The following is a 17,530-nucleotide window of genomic DNA, read 5'->3' as shown; positions in this document are numbered from 1 at the left end:
CGCATGAGCGCCATAGTGATCAAAGACCTGTCCAAGCGCTTCGCCCTGAAGCAGGCGCTCGACAAGGTCAGCCTGACCATTGCCGAAGGCGAGATGGTCGCGCTGATCGGCGCGTCCGGTTCCGGCAAGTCGACGCTGATCCGCCATATCGCCGGCCTCGAACGCGCCGACCGCGGCACCGGATCGAGCATTGCGCTGTTCGGCGCGCCGATCCAGTCCGACGGTAGGCTCGGCGCCGGCGCGCGCGCCATGCGCCGCGAGATCGGCGTCATCTTCCAGCAGTTCAATCTCGTCTCGCGGCTGCCGGTCATCACCAATGTCCTGCTCGGCAATCTCGGGCGCATTCCGCGCTGGCGCGGCACGCTCGGCTGGTTCTCGCGCGATGAGAAGCTTGCGGCGCGTGCCGCGCTCGGCCGCGTCGGCATTCCGGAAGTCGCCTGGCAGCGCGCCTCCACCCTGTCCGGCGGCCAGCAGCAGCGCGCGACCATCGCCCGCTGCCTTGTGCAGAAATCCCGCGTCATCCTTGCCGACGAGCCGATCGCCTCGCTCGATCCTGCCTCGGCCCGCCGCGTGATGGACGTGATCGCCGAGATCAACCGCACCGACGGGATCACCGCCGTCGTGTCGCTGCATCAGGTCGAATATGCCCGCCGCTACTGTCCCCGCACCATCGCGCTGCGCGGCGGCGAGGTCGTCTATGACGGCCCCTCCCACGCACTGACCAACGCCTTTCTGACCGAGCTCTACGGCGCGGATTCGGAAGAGCTCGTTCTTCCGGACGCGCTGCCGGTCGACGCCGACAGGCGCGTCCGGGCGACGAAGCAGGCGCCGGTGACCGCACCGGCGCTGGTGCCGGCCTGAAGTCACCACGACAGCCAAACGCAACAGGGGAAACAACGCCATGAACATGGTTCTTCGCACACTCGCCGCCGCCACGATGGTCGCCGGCATCTCGACCACGGCGCTTGCCCAGGACGAGCTCGCCTTCGGCATCATCTCCACCGAGAGCCAGCAGAATCTGCGGCCGAAATGGGAGCCGTTCCTCGCCGACATGGAAGAGAAGACCGGCCTCGCCGTGAAGCCCTTCTTCGCGTCCGACTATGCCGGCGTCATCGAGGGCATGCGTTTCGACAAGGTGCAGCTCGCCTGGTACGGCAACAAGTCCGCCATGGAAGCCGTTGATCGCGCCAATGGCGAGATCTTCGCCCAGACCGTCGATATCTCCGGCAATCCCGGCTACTGGTCGCTGGTGCTCGCACCGAAGGACTCGCCGCTCGAGAAGGTCGAGGATCTCCTGAAATGCGACCAGTCGCTGAATTTCGGCCTCGGTGACCCGAACTCGACCTCCGGCTATCTCGTCCCGATGACCTTCGTCTTCGCCGCCAACGGCGTCGACCCGAAGGAGTGCTTCAAGAACGTCACCAACGCCAACCACGAGACCAACGCCATGGCCGTCGCCAACGGCCAGGTCGATGCGGCGGCGAACAATACCGAGAGCCTCGCCCTCATCGAGAAGAACAATCCGGACGCCTTCGCCAAGATCAAGGTGATCTGGAAGTCGCCGCTGATCCCGGCCGATCCGATCGTGTGGAACACCAACCTGCCGCAGGAGAGCAAGGACAAGATCAGGGAGTTCTTCGTGACCTACGGCACCGACCAGTCGACCGGTGACGTGGCCCACGAGAAGGAAGTCCTTGCCGGCCTCGAATGGGCGCCCTTCGTCGCATCCACCAATGACCAGCTCCTGCCGATCCGCGTGATGGAACTGTCGAAGACGATCGCCCAGATCGAGGCCGACGAGTCCCGGAGCGCCGAGGAGAAGACGGCCGAGATCGAGAAGCTCGAAGCTGAAAAGGCCGGCTACGAGAAGAAGATCAAGAGCGCTCCGCAGAGCTGACGCGTCACGCGCGACGGGCCCTGCCCGTCGCACGCTTCGCCACACCCTTCCGGCCGGCACCGTATCCAGGCGCCGGCCGGTTTCGCCGATCACAGGATGCCCGATGACCGACGACGCGGTTTCTCTCTCGCGCCCCGCTGCCCCCGACCTGAATGCCGGCCGCGACTGGTCTCGCAGTGCCTGGAACGCGGTGATCTGGGGTGGGCTTGCGGCCGCCCTTCTGTGGAGCTGGGCACCGGCCGAGATGGGTCGCTGGACCTATCTCTTCACCGATGCCGACAACATGGCGCAATACGCCGCCGGCTTCGCCAATCCCGACTTCACCGACTGGCGCTACTACGCCGAGGAAATGGTCGTCACGGTGCAGATCGCCCTGTGGGGCACCGTCCTGTCCGTGTTGCTCGCCATCCCCTTCGGCATCCTGTCGGCGCACAACATGGTGCCTTGGTACATCCTGCAGCCCTGCCGCCGGCTGATGGACTTCTTCCGCGCCATCCACGAGATCGTCTGGGCGGTGCTGTTCGTCGTCGCCGTCGGCCTCGGACCGTTTGCCGGCGTCATGGCGCTGTTCATCCACACCACGGGCATTCTCGCCAAGCTGTTCTCCGAGGCCGTCGAGGCGATCGACCCGCGGCCGGTGGAAGGCATCCGCGCCACCGGCGCGTCGAAGCTGCAGGAAATCGTCTTCGGGGTGATCCCGCAGGTGCTGCCGCTGTGGATTTCCTATGCGCTCTACCGTTTCGAATCCAATGTGCGGGCCGCGACGGTTCTGGGTGTCATCGGCGCCGGAGGCATCGGTCAGGTCCTGTTCGAGTCGGTCCGCGGTTTCTACTATCCGCAATCCGCCGCCATACTGATCATCATCGTCCTGTCGGTGGTGCTGACCGACCTCCTGTCGCAACAGCTCCGTCGTTTCGTCACCTGAGGGTCGATGCCGCGCGCCCCGAAAAGGCAGCGGCCGGCGCCATTCTCCTCCCGCAAGCCCTCAACCCAGAAAATCACCCGACATGCCGCACGAAACAGTACTGACCAACGCCCGCATCGTCACCGCCGATACGGTGATCCACGGGCACCTGGTCCTGCACGGCGAACTGATCGCGGAGATCGGCGAAGGCCCGGCAAGGACCGGGCAGGACATGGACGGCGACACGCTCATCCCCGGCCTCGTCGAGTTGCATACCGACCATATCGAGGGGCATTTTATGCCGCGGCCGAAGGTGCTGTGGAACAAGATGGCCGCCATCCAGGCGCACGATACCCAGATCGCCGGCTCGGGCATCACCACGGTCTTCGACGCGCTGCGGGTCGGCACCGACGAGAACGCCACGCTCACCGCCGACGAAATGGCCGAGATGGGTGAGATGATCGGCAGGGCCGTCAACGAGGAACGGGTGCGTGCCGACCACTACATCCATCTGCGCTGCGAAGTTTCCGCGGCCGATGTCCTGGCAGGCTTTGCCGGATTGGCCGGCAATCCCCTCCTGAAGCTCGTCTCGCTGATGGACCATGCGCCCGGCCAGCGGCAATTCGCCGATCTCGAGGCGTACCGGACATATTACCAGAAGAAGCTCGGCCTCTCGGACGCCGCGTTCGAGAGTTTCAGCGGCGAGCGGCTGGCGCAGTCGACGGAATTCGCCGACCGACACCGCCGCGATATCGCCGAGATATGCCGGGAGCGCGGCATCGCGCTGGCGTCCCATGACGATGCGACGATCGCCCATGTCGACGAGGCCCTGGCGCTGGGTATGAGCATCGCCGAGTTCCCGACGACCCTGGAAGCGGCGTCCGCTTCGCGCGTTGCTGGTCTGCATGTCCTGATGGGCGCGCCGAATATCGTGCGCGGTGGCTCGCATTCGGGCAACGTCTCGGCAATCGAACTGCTTCGGCTCGGCCTTCTCGACATCTTGTCCTCGGACTACGTCCCGTTTTCCATGCTGCAGGCAGCCTTCCATCTCGTCGACATTGGTGCGGCGGACTTGCCGGAGGCGATCAGACTGGTGACGCTGAACCCGGCGGAGGCGGTCGGCCTGACAGACCGCGGCAGCATCGCCGTCGGCCGGCGCGCCGATCTGGTGCGGGTACGCAGCCATCCCGGCGAGCCGCCGGTGGTCCGCTCCGTCTGGCGCCAGGGCAACCGGGTCGCCTGAGGCGTGCGCGGCATCCCGCTCCGGCCCGGATAGAACAAACGGCCCCTCGCGGTCTGTGCGGAGGCCGAATTCGCCTAATTGCAGGCAACTGCAAATCGCTTGATTAGAAGATGGTGGGGCCGGCATGCCTCGATCCACGCCAGATTTCCATCAGCAATGACAGTGACTTGCCGGCATGTGCTAACCTCATGTTATGCAGGCGCTGCCTCTGCACCCGGAGACCTGAAGGTGCCACTTGTCGTCGTTCTCTGATCCCGCCTCGGTTGCCCGATATGCAGAAGGTCCGGTGCGAATGGTGCCGGGCTTTCACCATTTGCAACGCATGGCAGCGCTGCTTCTTGCGGAGCGCGTGGATGCGGACGGTCATGTGCTCGTCCTGGGGGCCGGTGGCGGGCTTGAACTGAAGGCATTTGCCGAGTTCCAGCCCGGCTGGCGGTTCGACGGCGTCGATCCCTCGGCGGAGATGCTGAATCTGGCGAAGAGGACCCTCGGCCCCCTCACCTCGCGCGTTCGGCTGCATGAAGGCACCATCGATGTCGCGCCGGACGGGCCCTTCGACGGTGCCACCTGCCTCCTGACCCTGCACTTTCTGCCGCGAGAGGAGCGCTTGCGGACGCTGAGCGCCCTCCGCAGGCGGCTCAGGCCCGGCGCGCCCTTCGCCGTTGCGCATCACAGCTTTCCGCAGGACCCGGAGCGCAAAGCACTTTGGCTGGAACGCTTCGCCGCCTTTGCGGTCATGTCGGGCGTGCCGGCGGCGCAGATGCCGGGCGCGATCGCGGCGATCGGCGACCGTCTGCCGGCCTTGTCGCCGGAAGACGACGAGGCCTTGCTTCGGGAGGCCGGCTTCGAGGACGTCGCGTTGTTTTACGCCGGGTTCACGTTCAGGGGCTGGATCGCCTACGCCCCCTGACCCCGGTGCCGAAGGTGGCGGGAAGGACGCTGTGAATGCCCCTGCCTGCGACATCGCCGGTACCGCCGGAGGACCAACTCTGGTTCTGGCCGTTCCGCGCCGACCCGTTACAGTCGTTTCCCGGCCAACCCCATATCGTTGAAAGCGGTCATGTCCCGGCTCGCGCACTCGAAGACGGTCTATGAACCGCCCTGCCAAACGGGCTTCGGCCCGGTCGCGCGATGTCGGATGGCCGGGCCCGATGCGGCAGCCCGAGACGCCTTGACGTCGGCGCATGTGATAGTGAAAACCGCATATCAGGGCCAACGCGCCACAGCTGTTGGTCCCCTCCATACATGCTCCTCGGACAAGGCGGTCGACTATGGGAATTCTCGCGAAGGCGACTGAAGTCGTGGGCGGGGCTGTCGCGCTCGTCAGGCGCCTTGGTTCTCCGTCGCATCAGGCCGTCGGGCTGACACCGCAGATTCCGGAGGCGCGAAAGCAGGGAATCATGACCTTGAAACTTCCCGCCGCAGAGGGCTGGAAGGAGGGGCGCCTGCCCATCTGCGCGCCGGGGCTTCAGGTCAATGCTTTTGCGTCGAACCTCGATCATCCCCGCTGGATCGAGGTTCTGCCCAACGGCGACGTCCTCGTGGCGGAGTCGAAGGAACAGCCGGAGCGGCCGCGCACGCTCATGGACCACGCTCAGCAGGCCACGATGCGCCGCGTCAAGGCGGTCGGCCGCAGCGCCAATCGCGTGACCCTCTGGCGTGACGCGGATGGGGACGGCGTCGCCGAGCGCCGCGAGGTCTTCGTGGAAAACCAGAACCAGCCCTTCGGCATGGCGCTGGTCGGCGACCGGTTCTATCTCGGGAACACGGACGGCATTCGGTGCTTCGACTACCAGCCAGGCGATACGAGCCTCACGGGCGGTGGTGAAAAGCTCGTCGACTTCAAGCCGCACGGGCACTGGACCCGCAGCCTGATCGTCTCGCCGGATCGGGCGAAGATCTACGCCGGCGTCGGATCACTGTCCAACATCGGCGACAAGGGGATGGCGGCGGAAGAGGGTCGCGCGGCGATCTGGGAACTGGACGTGGCCACCGGACAGGCGCGGATTTTTGCCTCCGGGCTGCGAAACCCGGTCGGCATGGCCTTCGAGCCGGTCACGGGAAAGCTCTGGACGGTCGTCAACGAGCGCGACGGGCTCGGGGACGAAACGCCGCCCGACTACCTTACGTCCGTCGAAGAGGGCGGGTTCTACGGCTGGCCCTATTGCTACTGGGGCAAGACCGTGGACGACCGTGTCACGCAGGCTCCGGACCTCGTCGCCCGTGCCATCCAGCCGGATTATGCGCTCGGCGGCCACACAGCATCGCTCGGCCTCTGCTGGATGCCGAGCGGCACCTTGCCGGGGTTCGGCGAGGGCATGGTGATCGGCCAGCACGGATCATGGAACCGCTCGACGCTCAGCGGCTACAAGCTGATCTTCGTCCCCTTCGCCAATGGCGCGCCGAACGGACCGGCTCGCGATATCCTGTCCGGCTTCCTGTCCGAGGACGAGAAACTTGCCTATGGACGTCCCGTCGGCGTGGCGATCGGCCCGGACGGCAGATCGCTGCTGATGGCGGACGATGTGGGAGACGTCATCTGGCGCGTGACCGCCGCCTGACGCGGCCGGTCGCCCCGTAGCGGTGATCGCGGAGGCCCGCGCCTTGAACGGAAAAGCATCGTCGGCCACCACTGATCCGCACGGCCGCGCTGTCGCTGATTTGGGCGGCCTGCATCCACAGGTCATCGGGCTGCAACGGGTCAGCGTGCGCCTTCCGCCAGTTCGCGAAGGACCGTTCGTGTGTCCCCTGCAATCGTCCAGGCTGTTTGCGCGGCGTCTTCGGCACGTGCCGGATCTCCGGTTCGGCAGGCCGCTTCGAGGGAGGCGAGAACCGCATGCAGCGCCTGGGCGCCGACGAGGGCGGCGCTTCCGGCCAGACGATGCGCCTCATGCGCTGCCGCCTCGTGCTCGCCCTTCCGCATGGCCACCTGAAGCGCCGCGATTCCCTCGTCGAGATCCTTCGAAACACGGTGCAGAAGCTCCGTGAAACGCGCCGGCGCCATCATCGCCGCCAGTTCGTCAACCGTGTCGGCGTCGAGGATCGGGGGGGCGCCCTCCCGCCTGTCGACGGCGGCCGCGTCCTTCGCGCCGGGGCTCGCGTTTCCCGCAACCGCCTTTTGCACGTCTGCGATCATCCTGGTCAGCCGCTCCATCCGGATCGGCTTGGTCAGGCAGGCCTGCATGCCCGCCTCCGCAAAGCGTGCCTGTTCCTCGGGGCGGGCATGGGCGGTCAGGCCGAAGATGGGCGCGTTGCAGGACGGCCCCTGCGAGGCGCGGATGGCGACCGTCGCCTCGATGCCGGTCATGCCGGGCATGCTGATGTCCATGAGGACGAGATCGTAGGCCCGGTGCCCCGCCATGGTGACACCTTCGAGCCCATCGCAGGCTTCGTCCACCCGATGCCCGGCCTCGGTGATCATCTCGCGCACCACGAAACGGTTGATCGCATTGTCCTCCACCACGAGCACGTCGAGCGATCGAGACTGCGCGGCGGCATCCGCCAACGGACGCGGCGAGGCGCCCTCCCCGGTCTTACCGGCCCCGGCGTTCGGCAAGGTGATCTCCATGGTGAAGCAACTGCCGCGCCCAGGTTCGCTGCAGACCGAGATGGTGCAGTCGAGGGCGTCGACGATGCGGCGGCAGATGGCGAGCCCCAGTCCCGAACCGGCCGCTTCGCGCGCATAGGAGGCGTCGAGGGTGACGAAATCCTCGAAAATCCGCTTCTGGTCGGCGGCGGCGATGCCGATGCCGGTATCGGTCACCGTCAGACGCAAACGGGTGAAGCCGGCGGCGGCCGAAAGCGTCTGCAAGGCGACGCGGATCTCGCCGGAACGGGTGAACTTCACCGCATTGCCGATGAGATTCATGGCGATCTGCTGGATCCGGTGGACATCGCCGAGGAGGTGATCCACCGGCCCGATATCGACATGGATCGGCACACCGCTCGCGGCGGCGAGGGGACGGTTGACGTCGGCGACTCGGCGGATCGTGCCGGCAAGGTCGAACGGCCTGACGTCGAAGGTCAGCTTGCCCGATTCCATCCGCGCGATGTCGAGCACGTCGTTGACGTTGCGCAGCAGGATTTCGCCCGACGTTGTGGCGACCTGAAGATATTCGGCCTGCTCCTCGGCAAGCCTCGTCCGCCCGAGAAGGTCGAGGACGCCGAGCAGGCCATTCAGCGGCGTCCGCATCTCGTGGCTCATCACGGCGATGAACTCCGACTTCGCCCGGTCCGCCGCCATGGCCTGGTCGCGGGCATCGGTCAGCGCCCGTTCGGCCTGCAGCCGTTCTGAGATGTCGCGGATGAAGGCGATGAAGATCGGCCCGGACTGTCCGGTGGCCGAACCGATCGACAGTTCGACCGGGAATTCGCTGCCGTCGGCATGCAGGGCGTCGAGATTGACACGACCCTGGTCGACCACCCGCTTTTCGCCGGTGGCGCGCAGACGTGCCATCCCTGCCCGATGCGCTTCGCGGTAGCGGGGCGGGATGATCATCTCCGCCATGTCGCGGCCGACGGCATCCGCGCGGCTGTATCCGAAGACCTCCTCCGCCGCCCGGTTCATCTCGATCAGCCGTCCGTTCTCGTCGCTGACGATAATCGCGTCGAGCGCCGAATTGATCGTCGCGGCCAGCCGTTCGCGATTGCGCTGCAACTCCTGCAGACGCTGGATCGAGATCCGGTACTGGCGAGTCAGCACCGCACTGGCGACGGCCAGGATGACAATCAGCGCAGCGGCAACAAGCGACGCGGTGAGCAACAGCGCCTCGAAGGCGATACGCTGGCTGTCGGACAGCTTGGCGAACAGGCGCACGCCTTCCAACGACAGGCGACGGACCGGGTCGCGCAGCGCCTCGATGTCGGCACGAACCCGGTCGCCGACGGCACGCAACATCCGGTCGTCGCCGTCCACCAGCGGCACGGTCTCGGCGAGGAAGCCGTTGATCCGGGCAAGGATCGCCCCGATGCTGTCGATATCGCGCAGTTCGGCGAAGACCGCGCCCGACGACACCGTGTTCATCCGGCTGTAGAAGATGTCGAAGCGCCGCCGGAACTCGCCGAGGCCCTGTTCGGGATGGTCGAAGACGTCGGCGGCATTGGTCAGTTGCAGGAGATCGACCTCGATCTGGGCGAGCGACCATTGCAGATTGTCGTGCGGAGCGGAGCGCAGGGCCGAGACACCGTCGAACAGGCGCAGCCCGACGACGCCCAGCGCGATGACCACCAGGCCCGCGGCGAGGCCGAGGCCGTATCGACGGGCCCATTGCCAGACGCGCCGGCGCGCCGGCCGTGGATCGGCGGTCGCAATCATGCCGGGTCTTCCGTCGCGACCGTCACGGGCGGATGTCGATCCGGTCGAGCTGCCAGATGCTGCGCGAATAGATCACCTCGCTGCGATATTCGCGCACGTCGTCATAGGGATAGACGACCCAGAGCGGTCCCTTGTCCCGGACCGACATGGTCTCGCCATCCATGCGATAGGCGACGATCGGGCCCCCTTCGACCGCGTCGGAGACCGGGATCTCGACGCTGTAATCGTTGATCGCCGTGGCATTCAGGATGGTCCCGTCGGCCCCGACCGCGTCGAGCAGCGCTTCCAGCGTCACGCCGGTGAAGCGGTGCTCGCCCTGCGTCCAGATCGTCGCGGTGGTGAACTCCACCTGCGGCAAGGATTCCAGGAGGCCAAGATCGAAGACCGCCATATCGCCCCGATTGGTGACGGTGACGGCGCCGCTGACCGTCAGGAGGACGTCGCCTGTCGGTGCGTCGAGTTCCGCTGCCATGCCTGGAGCGAGCATCGTACCAAGGGCAAGGACAGCGACGAAGGCAGGGGCAGCGAGGCGAGCGGTTGGCATGAGATCGGCTCCGGTCCGGTGGGATGGGTCTGAACGGGCGCGGGCGCCCCGCGTGGCATGGTTCCTCGCCGATCGTAGCCTGACCGCACGGACAATGCGCCGGAGCATCGGAGAGCCGGCCTATCCTTTCGTATAGGTCGCGCGTCGCCGGCGTGCCCTGGGGCGCGCCCTGCCGCGATCGGAGCCCTTGTTCGGCGCCTCTGTGCTGGCGGGATCGCGCCCTGCGCACCGGCGTCCGGTCGCCGGCCATCCTCGGTGCCCCTCGCCTTTCGTATAGTTCGACTATCCGCCTGGCTGCCCAAGCATATCTGTTCGAGACCGGACTATTCTTCCGTCTCCGTTTCTAACCTGTTGCGCGCTGTCATTGCGTTCTTCGGCGGTCTCTACTCAGGACATCGAGACAGACCGGACGGCACTTCTTCAGCCGCGGCTCTCGAAAAGGGTTCGGAGGGGAACGTCATGCGGCCGAGATCGAAACTCGCCAGAAATACGACGGTAATCTGCAACGGCAACTCCGGTCATACGGGCACCGGCCGGCGCAAACTGGCGATCAGGCTGGCCGTCATCGCCGGCCTCGCTCCGGCCTTCGCCGGATGCCAGACTGCGGCCTACACCGCCGCCAGCCATGTCGCCCCGGCCTATGGTGCGCCGGTCCAGAGCAACGAGACACCCTATACGGCCTGTCTCACCGCCATGGCCGACGTGAAGACGAAGCGGCGTCCCTCGCTCACGGTCGGGCAGATCAGCGACAAAACCGGCCAGAAGACCTACGCGAAATATACCGACAGCGCCGAGCTGACCCAGGGCGTCTCCGAGATGGTCATCAGCGCCTTCTTCAAGACCCGGCAGGTGGCGCTGACCGAGCGCCTCGACGTCCGGGTGCCGCTGGCCGAGCAGCAGCTCATCGAGAAGAAGGCGATCCGCCGGAAGGTGCGCACGCTCGATGTGATTCCGTCCGACTTCGTCGTGCTCGGGGCGCTGACCGAACTCAACTACAACATCGTGAGCGGGGGCGCGCGGTTGTTCGTCGGCGGCATTGGCGGCGGCATTCGAAAGGCCGTCATCAATGTCGGCCTGGACCTTCGGCTGGTCGACGTCAGGACCTTCCGCACCGTCTACGTCACAAGTCTCCAGAAGCAGGTCGTCGGCTACGAGGTCGAATCCGGCGTGTACCGCTTCTTCGGAGCACAACTTCTCGAATTCGACGCCGGAACTGTGAAAAACGAGCCGCTGCAGCTCGGCGTGCGATCGGTGGTGGAGCTGGCTTCCTACCAGATCCTCACCGAAGGACTCGGCTTCCCAACAGTCAAGAACAAGCACTGTGAGCCGGGAATGGACACCAAGAAACCTGCGGCAAACCCCAAGGAGAAGAAACATGACGCGTAACCGACAGAAGCAGCTGATGGCTGGAGCCGCCGTTCTCGCAATGCTGGCAGGCGCCGTTCCGGCCCATGCCTTCGACGAGGCGAACTGGATCTGGGATGCCAACGTCACCACCACGATCGACACCACCACCACGGCGATCACGGAACTCGCGCCCACCGGCCTGAACCAGGCCGAGAACGAGCAGGACCTGCTCGGCGACATCGCCGCGACCAGCAATATCAGCGCCTTCACCAATGCGCCGGCCGGAGCGCTTCTCGATCCGCTTGCTCCGGTGCTCGACATCGTCGGCATCGACACGAGCTCGGTCTCCGACCTGGCGGCGCTTGAGAACAACGCGCAGGCCCTGGGCAACAGCGCCGCGATCTCGTCCGACGTGCAGATCAACTACGACTCGGTGCAGAATTTCGGCGGGCTCGATCCGGCAGAGGCCGGCTCGGTGAGTGCCGATGCGACGTCGGACACCATCTACAACGCAAGCCTCGACAATTCGGCCACGGCCGTCGTCAACAGTCTGACCGTCGATCTGGAATACACCGACCCGCAGAACGGCCTGGGCATCGGCAACAACGTGCAGACGGCGATGGCCGATGTGTCGGCGAACTCCTCGGCCGACATGATGACGATTGCCGGCTTCACCGGTGTCGGCGGCCTGGACGGCCCTGCGCTCGGCTCCTCGGCCACGGCGATCGGCAACAATTTCAGCGTCAATGTCGGTCCGGCCGAGCCGGTCGTCGCGGTGACGCTGCCGTAACAGGCCCCCCGGAGCGGTTCGGTCGAACCGCTCCGATCCGGCGGCGGGGCGTTTGCCCTCCCAACGCCCCGCCGTTCCTCTTTCACCTGCAAGGAAACCGATCATGCGCCGGACACATCACGATACGCATGCCCGCTGGTTCTGGGTCTCGGCCATCGCCGCCCTGATCCTGGGCGAACTCGCCGTCGCCGCCATGGCCGGCGGACGGGAACCGCTTGTCGGCCCGCATCCCTGGGATTTCCCCGAGCGCAACCGGGAGACCGCCTTTGCCTACCAGTACGCCCGGGACAATCGTGGCAGTGCTGCAGGCGCGGCCGGCGTCGCCGGTGCCTTCGGATCGCCGGTCATCATCAATTCCACCTCCACCGCCGTCGGCAACTGGCAGCAGATCGAGATGACGCTGGGGGATGGCGCCGAAGGTCTGATCATGACGGAGAACCATCAGAACAACGATGGCGACGCCCAGGCAACCTCCAACGTCATGGACGAGGGCGAGCAGAACCTAGCCAACGGCAACAGCTGGATCGGCGAATAGATGCGGCGTCGGCCATGGAACCGCACGCACAGACAATGTGCACCGCACGGGGCCTCTGCCGAATGCAGCGGTCCCATGCGCCTGTTTAATCCATCGGAAAGCCTCAGCCCTCACGCTGACCGTGCGAGACGGACCACTGCGAGGCGCCGCTGGCCCTCTCCTGCCGGGCGGGGCACAATGAGAGCCGCGGTCCTGACGGCAGAAGCCCGAGGTCTGCGATCGGAAGGAGACGGTCCTTGAAGATTCTCGTTGCAGACGATCACGACCTGGTTCGCGATACCATCGCGCTGTTTCTGCAGAATGAGGGCGGGATCGAGGTGACGGTTGCAGCGACCCTCGACGAGGCGCTGGTTCGCATCGACGAGGCGGGCTCCTTCGATCTTGTGCTCCTCGATTACGGCATGCCCGGAATGGACGGTCTTGCCGGCCTCAAGCGGGCCATCGCGGCCAATCAGGACAAGCCGGTGGCGCTGATGTCGGGCGTGGCATCGCGCACCGTCGCCGAAGACGCGCTGGCGGCCGGCGCAGCGGGCTTCGTGCCGAAGACGCTGGGCGCGAAATCCATGGTCAACGCCCTGCGTTTCATGGCGTCGGGCGAACAATACGCGCCGGTCAAATGGATGACCGAGATGGAGGCGGAAGCCTCCCATCCGCTGGCCGACAAGCTGTCGGCACGGGAAATGCAGGTCCTGGAAGGGCTGTGCGACGGCAAGGCCAACAAGGAGATCGCCCGCGATCTCGACCTGCAGGAGGTCACCGTCAAGCTGCACGTCAAGACGCTGTCCCGCAAGCTCGACGCCCGCAACCGCACCCACGCCGCCATGATCGCCCGGGACGCCAAGCTCTTCGAGCAATAGGCGACAGGCGGCCATCGACGGTGTTCTTGCCCGGCGCCGTCCTTCGACGCCTAGTTTCCGTGCCTGTAGCGCCTCAAGAGCGGCCGCAGGCGGGCAGCCTAGCCCGCCTCGGAGCCGGCCTGGCGAGCAAACTGCATCGGCGGGACACCGACAAACCGGGTGAACGCGACGCTGAAGGAGCTGGCGGATCCATAGCCCACCGCCTCCGCGACCGCCTTTGCGCCGCCCTCCCCGCGCCTCAGCATATTCCGCGCGAGCGCCATTCTCCAGGACAGCAGGTACTCCATCGGCGGCACTCCGACCTCCCTTCGAAACCTGTCGAAGAAGACGGAGCGCGACATCGACGCCTCCCTCGCCAATCGCTCCACCGTCCAGCCATGACGCGGATCGGCGTGGATGCAGCGTATTGCGCTTCCCAGCCGGGCATCGGCCAGTCCGCGGAGCAATCCCGGCGGCGCGGCATTGCCCGACGCCGCTCGCAACGCCTCGATGAGCATTACGTCGAGCAGGCGTGCCAGGACCATCTCCCGGGCGGGCCGGTCGTCCTGTGCTTCGTCCCTGACGAGTTGCACGAGGGTCGCGATCCGCTTCAGCCCCCGCACATGGATGAGTTCCGGAAGCAGGGACAGGAGCAGCCCGGCATCCGGCGAGCCGAAGGCAAGGCGGCCGGCCAGCATGCGTACGTCCGTCGGCTTCGACGGATCGCCGTGCCTCATCTCGCCGTCGAGCATCGTATGGACCGAATGCCCCTTGGGCGGACCGCCATCGACGCTGCACATCGTGAAGTCGCGGGCCGCGGGGACAAGAACGAAGTCATTCTCCTTCAGTTCGAGCCTCGGCTGCCCGTCCAGCGTCATGAGCACGGCTCCCTCCAGGATCACGCAGAACAGCGGATCCTTCGTCACCGACGCGTCGATCCGCCACGATCCCGCGCCGCTCGCCTGCTTGGAGAAGGGCAGACTCGGCCGCAGCAAAGCCACCACCTCGGCGAAGGGATCGATCAATTCAGGACGCTCGCGAATGCCAACAGGACTTCCTGCGATAGCTGGTCCGTCCTGCGACGTCCACATGTCTCCCGTGCACATGCACCAAAGGAGACATCATGAACACCGTCCTCATCACAGGCTGCTCGTCCGGCTTCGGGCTCGACATCGCCAGGTACTTCCTCGGCCAGAGCTGGAAGGTCGTCGCCACCATGCGCACCCCGGACGAGAGCGTCCTCCCCGCCTCGGAACATCTCCGTATCCTCCCCCTCGACGTCCGGAGCGACGAAAGCGTCCGGCGCGCGGTCGAGGCGGCAGGTCCGATCGACGTCCTCGTCAACAATGCCGGGGTCGGCTGGCTTAATGCGCTGGAAGGCACGCCCATGGACATCGCCCGGGACATCTTCGAGACCAACACGATCGGGACCATGCGGACCATGCAGGCTGTCCTGCCGCAGTTCCGTGAGCGTCGGTCTGGCACGATCGTCAACGTGACTTCGACCGTCACGGTGAAGCCGCTGCCACTGCTGTCCGTTTACACGGCCAGCAAGGCGGCAGTGAACGCGTTCACCGAAACCGTCGCGCTGGAGTTGGAACCCTTCGGCGTCACGGTCCGCATCGTGCTGCCGGGTCTCGCCCCCGAGACGAGTTTCGGAAAGAATGCTTTTGGACGTATCGAGGAGGCTGGCGGGTTCCCAGAGCCCTATGCGGACTACACGAACGCGGTCGTTGCGCAGTTGCGGCAGCACTCCGGCCCCGTCACCAGGTCGATAGATGTGGCAGAAGCCGTATGGCGGGCCGCGACTGATCCGAACTGTCCGATGAAGTTTCCGGCCGGTGCCGACGCTGTGGCCGCGGCCGACTGGGACGCCTGAATCCACATCGGTATCGTCTGCCGGCATGATGATGTCTGGCCCCCGATAGGGACCAGACATCTCTACCGAACCGAGCCGCAGGAGACTTCAGATGTATCGCCCCGGCGGGTGCGGAAAGTCTTGCGCAGCCGCCCCTAAGCTATCAGGACATAGTCCTCCACCGCCGTCAGGCCCCCGCCAGAGCCTTGTTATAAGCGCAGACGCTTGGAGATCCGCTCGGCGGTGTGCAGAACTTGCCTCCGCGGCGATCCTGTCCGGGCCTGCGAGTCTCCACCGCTTAGGAGCGGCATGATCGTCAACGACGACGGGAGATCGGCAGAAGCCGGCAGATTGGCTCCACCCGCATGCGGCTTCGCTAAGGATGGGTCCCGCCCGAGCAGAAAGGATGAGCCTTGTCAGGGATAAGCCGATAAAGAACTGCGAATATCAGTCCGCAGATCAACCAGGCAAGCACAACATCTGAAAGGAAATGTCCGCCGAAGGCGATCCGGTTAAGCGATAATGATCCAGCGTAGACAAGCGTCACTGTTGTTGCCGCCAGCCTTACTGGCTTCGGCGTCACGAGGGCCGCAGCGACAAGCCAGGCTGACGAGGACGCTTCTCCGCTCACAAACGAACAGTTTCGATCGCACCAATCGCTGATGACCCAGACCGTCTGGTGGACTGCGTCCCCTCCAAAAACGTCGACATTGATTGGTCGGGGTCGGCCCCAGTGCGCTTTCAAGAGGCCGTTCACAAGCAAGCCCGGCCCAAGAGCTAGTCCAGCCAGCAGCCAGATCGGCTTCCGCACACGTGACCAGGTCAAGGCGCCGTTGATGGTATCCCAGATCATGCGGAGCAGTATAACGACAATAACTCCGGCCAAGGCCCAACGGGAACTCCTTCGGAGCCCTTGAAGTTTTGTATTGCTCGACGAGATAAAGCCTTCGTTAGGGCTAAAAAACCAACGACTCACAACTAAGTCGAGTTCTGGAAAAATCCAGAAAAACATGCTGGCTGCCAAGGTGGCGATCAGGAACGCGATAATCAGACGGTCCGATTTCGCGGCGGATGAAAAGGGGCTGGATAGGGGTGCGCTCATGACCCCGGCGGATGCGCTGGCTAACTTGCAGAAAACTTGCAGATTTGAGCCCTGCAAACTGCTGGACGAAGCCGCCGAAGTTGGGCGCCGCACGTGTTGGTCGTAATGGCTTGCTTGTGGCGATCACGCGCCGCCATCACACCCCGGCGGACTCAGCCTCCGTCAGCTCTGCGAATTCCGAGCGGTGTCGCACGCAGTTCCGGGTGGTGACCGCCGTTTCGATTGAAAGTGGCCCGATAAGAATCTCGTTGCAGGCTGTTTAGGGGCCCCTTCTCTTCGTTCTCGAAGACCGAGCCGGACGGAGATCGTCCGTCGGCACTGGTCAGATTCAACATGGGGCCATCGGCACGTGACCTACGCCGACAGCAAGGCGCGAACGCGCTTTGCGCCCCGCATGGAGAGATTGACCGGGCAAGCTTTGAGTGACAGGAAAATCGTAGGCTAGCGGCTCTGGAAGGATGGGCGACATCATCCCGTCATCCCGGGCGGCCCCACCTCGGAGTGCCGGGGCGACATCGTTGGGACACGCTCAGCCCGTCAGCAAAGTGAGAGCTTCACGTCGCCTCGCCGACGTAAGGTTCTGGAGAGTTGTGATGCGAATTCTGGTCGTCGAGAATGATCGCTTACTTTCCGAGGCCTTGGCTCAACGGCTGACCCAGGCCGGTCATGCGGTCGATGTGTTCGCGACGGTCGCGGACGCCGACGCGGCGTGGAAGATAGCGGTATACGACCTCTGCATCGTGGACGTCATGCTCGATGACGGCGATGGGCGGGCGCTGGTCAGGTCCGCCCGTGCCGCCGGTCTGCGGACGCCGACATTGATGCTCACCGCGCGGGACGAGATCGGGGATCGGGTGACCGGACTGGATGCGGGGGCTGATGACTATCTCGTCAAGCCGTTCGCAACTGAAGAACTGCTGGCACGACTAAGGGCTTTGCGAAGACGTTCCGCGGAAATCGCGGCGACCGAGTTGCGGATAGGGAATCTTCTCTACGATCCCCAAAGTGCGAGCCTGACCGTGGCTGATCGAGACGTGATACCGGCCCGCTCATGAACTGACCGCTTTAATGTACGGGTAGTTGCAAAGGGACCGGATGCGGCTTGGATCTCTGGTGGCGCGGTTCCAGGCATCGCAGCAAGCGTCGATGATGGCTTGCCT

The 17,530-nt window shown here is 65.2% G+C and carries 16 protein-coding genes; 12 read left to right on the top strand and 4 right to left on the bottom strand.

Translation table 11 applies throughout. The annotated features are described in order from the left end of the window. Window positions 1-3 precede the first annotated feature (3 nt). The 6 genes from phnC (at window position 4) to H9Q09_RS20275 (ending at window position 6,605) form a co-directional block, all read left to right on the top strand. Window positions 4-861 carry a phosphonate ABC transporter ATP-binding protein gene (phnC, locus tag H9Q09_RS20300; protein WP_187392547.1) on the top strand — a complete coding sequence of 286 codons (858 nt, stop codon included), beginning with the start codon at window positions 4-6 and terminating at the stop codon, window positions 859-861. A 40-nt stretch (window positions 862-901) separates the two neighbouring features. Further along, on the top strand, window positions 902-1,897 hold the full coding sequence (phnD, locus tag H9Q09_RS20295; protein ID WP_187392546.1) for a phosphonate ABC transporter substrate-binding protein: 996 nt from the start codon (window positions 902-904) through the stop codon (window positions 1,895-1,897). 103 nt (window positions 1,898-2,000) lie between these two features. Further along, window positions 2,001-2,822, top strand: coding sequence for a phosphonate ABC transporter, permease protein PhnE (gene phnE / locus H9Q09_RS20290; protein WP_024351264.1), 822 nt, complete (start codon window positions 2,001-2,003; stop codon window positions 2,820-2,822). Between the two features lie 82 nt (window positions 2,823-2,904). Beyond that, window positions 2,905-4,044: an alpha-D-ribose 1-methylphosphonate 5-triphosphate diphosphatase gene (locus tag H9Q09_RS20285; protein ID WP_187392545.1), complete on the top strand. Its 1,140-nt coding sequence runs from the start codon at window positions 2,905-2,907 to the stop codon at window positions 4,042-4,044. Between the two features lie 235 nt (window positions 4,045-4,279). After that, the gene (locus H9Q09_RS20280) at window positions 4,280-4,954 is read left to right on the top strand and encodes a class I SAM-dependent methyltransferase (protein ID WP_187392544.1); all 675 of its coding nucleotides are present in this window, start codon (window positions 4,280-4,282) and stop codon (window positions 4,952-4,954) included. Between the two features lie 361 nt (window positions 4,955-5,315). Then, the gene (locus H9Q09_RS20275) at window positions 5,316-6,605 is read left to right on the top strand and encodes a sorbosone dehydrogenase family protein (protein WP_024351267.1); all 1,290 of its coding nucleotides are present in this window, start codon (window positions 5,316-5,318) and stop codon (window positions 6,603-6,605) included. Window positions 6,606-6,745: 140 nt separating this feature from the next. On the opposite strand, the gene H9Q09_RS20270 is transcribed toward H9Q09_RS20275, so the two are convergent. Both H9Q09_RS20270 and H9Q09_RS20265 read right to left on the bottom strand, forming a co-directional pair. After that, window positions 6,746-9,358 (bottom strand): PAS domain-containing hybrid sensor histidine kinase/response regulator, encoded by a 2,613-nt coding sequence (locus H9Q09_RS20270; RefSeq protein ID WP_187392543.1) that lies wholly within the window; start codon window positions 9,356-9,358, stop codon window positions 6,746-6,748. Window positions 9,359-9,380: 22 nt separating this feature from the next. Then, on the bottom strand, window positions 9,381-9,902 hold the full coding sequence (locus H9Q09_RS20265) for a molybdopterin-dependent oxidoreductase (RefSeq protein WP_187392542.1): 522 nt from the start codon (window positions 9,900-9,902) through the stop codon (window positions 9,381-9,383). 255 nt (window positions 9,903-10,157) lie between these two features. On the opposite strand from H9Q09_RS20265, the gene H9Q09_RS22820 reads away from it, so the two are divergent. The 4 genes from H9Q09_RS22820 to H9Q09_RS20245 all read left to right on the top strand — a co-directional run bounded on the left by H9Q09_RS22820 (window position 10,158) and on the right by H9Q09_RS20245 (window position 13,431). Further along, complete coding sequence (locus H9Q09_RS22820) at window positions 10,158-11,288, top strand: CsgG/HfaB family protein (RefSeq protein ID WP_210315449.1); 1,131 nt, start codon at window positions 10,158-10,160, stop codon at window positions 11,286-11,288. Continuing rightward, window positions 11,278-12,039, top strand: a complete 762-nt coding sequence (locus H9Q09_RS20255; protein WP_187392541.1) for a hypothetical protein — start codon at window positions 11,278-11,280, stop codon at window positions 12,037-12,039. Before H9Q09_RS22820 ends, H9Q09_RS20255 begins: the two co-directional genes overlap by 11 nt. Window positions 12,040-12,142: 103 nt before the next feature. Beyond that, window positions 12,143-12,574 (top strand): hypothetical protein, encoded by a 432-nt coding sequence (locus H9Q09_RS20250; RefSeq protein ID WP_187392540.1) that lies wholly within the window; start codon window positions 12,143-12,145, stop codon window positions 12,572-12,574. 236 nt (window positions 12,575-12,810) lie between these two features. Beyond that, window positions 12,811-13,431, top strand: coding sequence for a response regulator transcription factor (locus H9Q09_RS20245; RefSeq protein ID WP_187392539.1), 621 nt, complete (start codon window positions 12,811-12,813; stop codon window positions 13,429-13,431). 98 nt (window positions 13,432-13,529) lie between these two features. On the opposite strand, the gene H9Q09_RS20240 is transcribed toward H9Q09_RS20245, so the two are convergent. After that, window positions 13,530-14,435, bottom strand: a complete 906-nt coding sequence (locus H9Q09_RS20240; RefSeq protein WP_187392538.1) for an AraC family transcriptional regulator — start codon at window positions 14,433-14,435, stop codon at window positions 13,530-13,532. A gap of 98 nt (window positions 14,436-14,533) precedes the next feature. Here H9Q09_RS20240 and H9Q09_RS20235 point away from each other — a divergent pair, with 98 nt between their 5' ends. Beyond that, entirely contained in the window at window positions 14,534-15,289 is a 756-nt protein-coding gene (locus tag H9Q09_RS20235) for an SDR family oxidoreductase (RefSeq protein WP_187392537.1), read from the top strand. A 355-nt stretch (window positions 15,290-15,644) separates the two neighbouring features. Here the strand turns inward: H9Q09_RS20235 and H9Q09_RS20230 are convergent, their stop codons facing one another. Beyond that, window positions 15,645-16,370 (bottom strand): phosphatase PAP2 family protein, encoded by a 726-nt coding sequence (locus H9Q09_RS20230; protein ID WP_187392536.1) that lies wholly within the window; start codon window positions 16,368-16,370, stop codon window positions 15,645-15,647. Window positions 16,371-16,963: 593 nt separating this feature from the next. On the opposite strand from H9Q09_RS20230, the gene H9Q09_RS20225 reads away from it, so the two are divergent. Then, window positions 16,964-17,425 carry a response regulator gene (locus H9Q09_RS20225; RefSeq protein WP_187392535.1) on the top strand — a complete coding sequence of 154 codons (462 nt, stop codon included), beginning with the start codon at window positions 16,964-16,966 and terminating at the stop codon, window positions 17,423-17,425. The last annotated feature ends 105 nt before the right edge of the window (window positions 17,426-17,530 follow it).

It is taken from the genome of Aurantimonas sp. DM33-3, assembly GCF_014334315.1.
GTDB lineage: Bacteria > Pseudomonadota > Alphaproteobacteria > Rhizobiales > Rhizobiaceae > Aurantimonas > Aurantimonas coralicida.
Note: the sequence above shows the minus strand (reverse complement) of the source record. Positions and strands in the feature narration are given on the sequence as shown.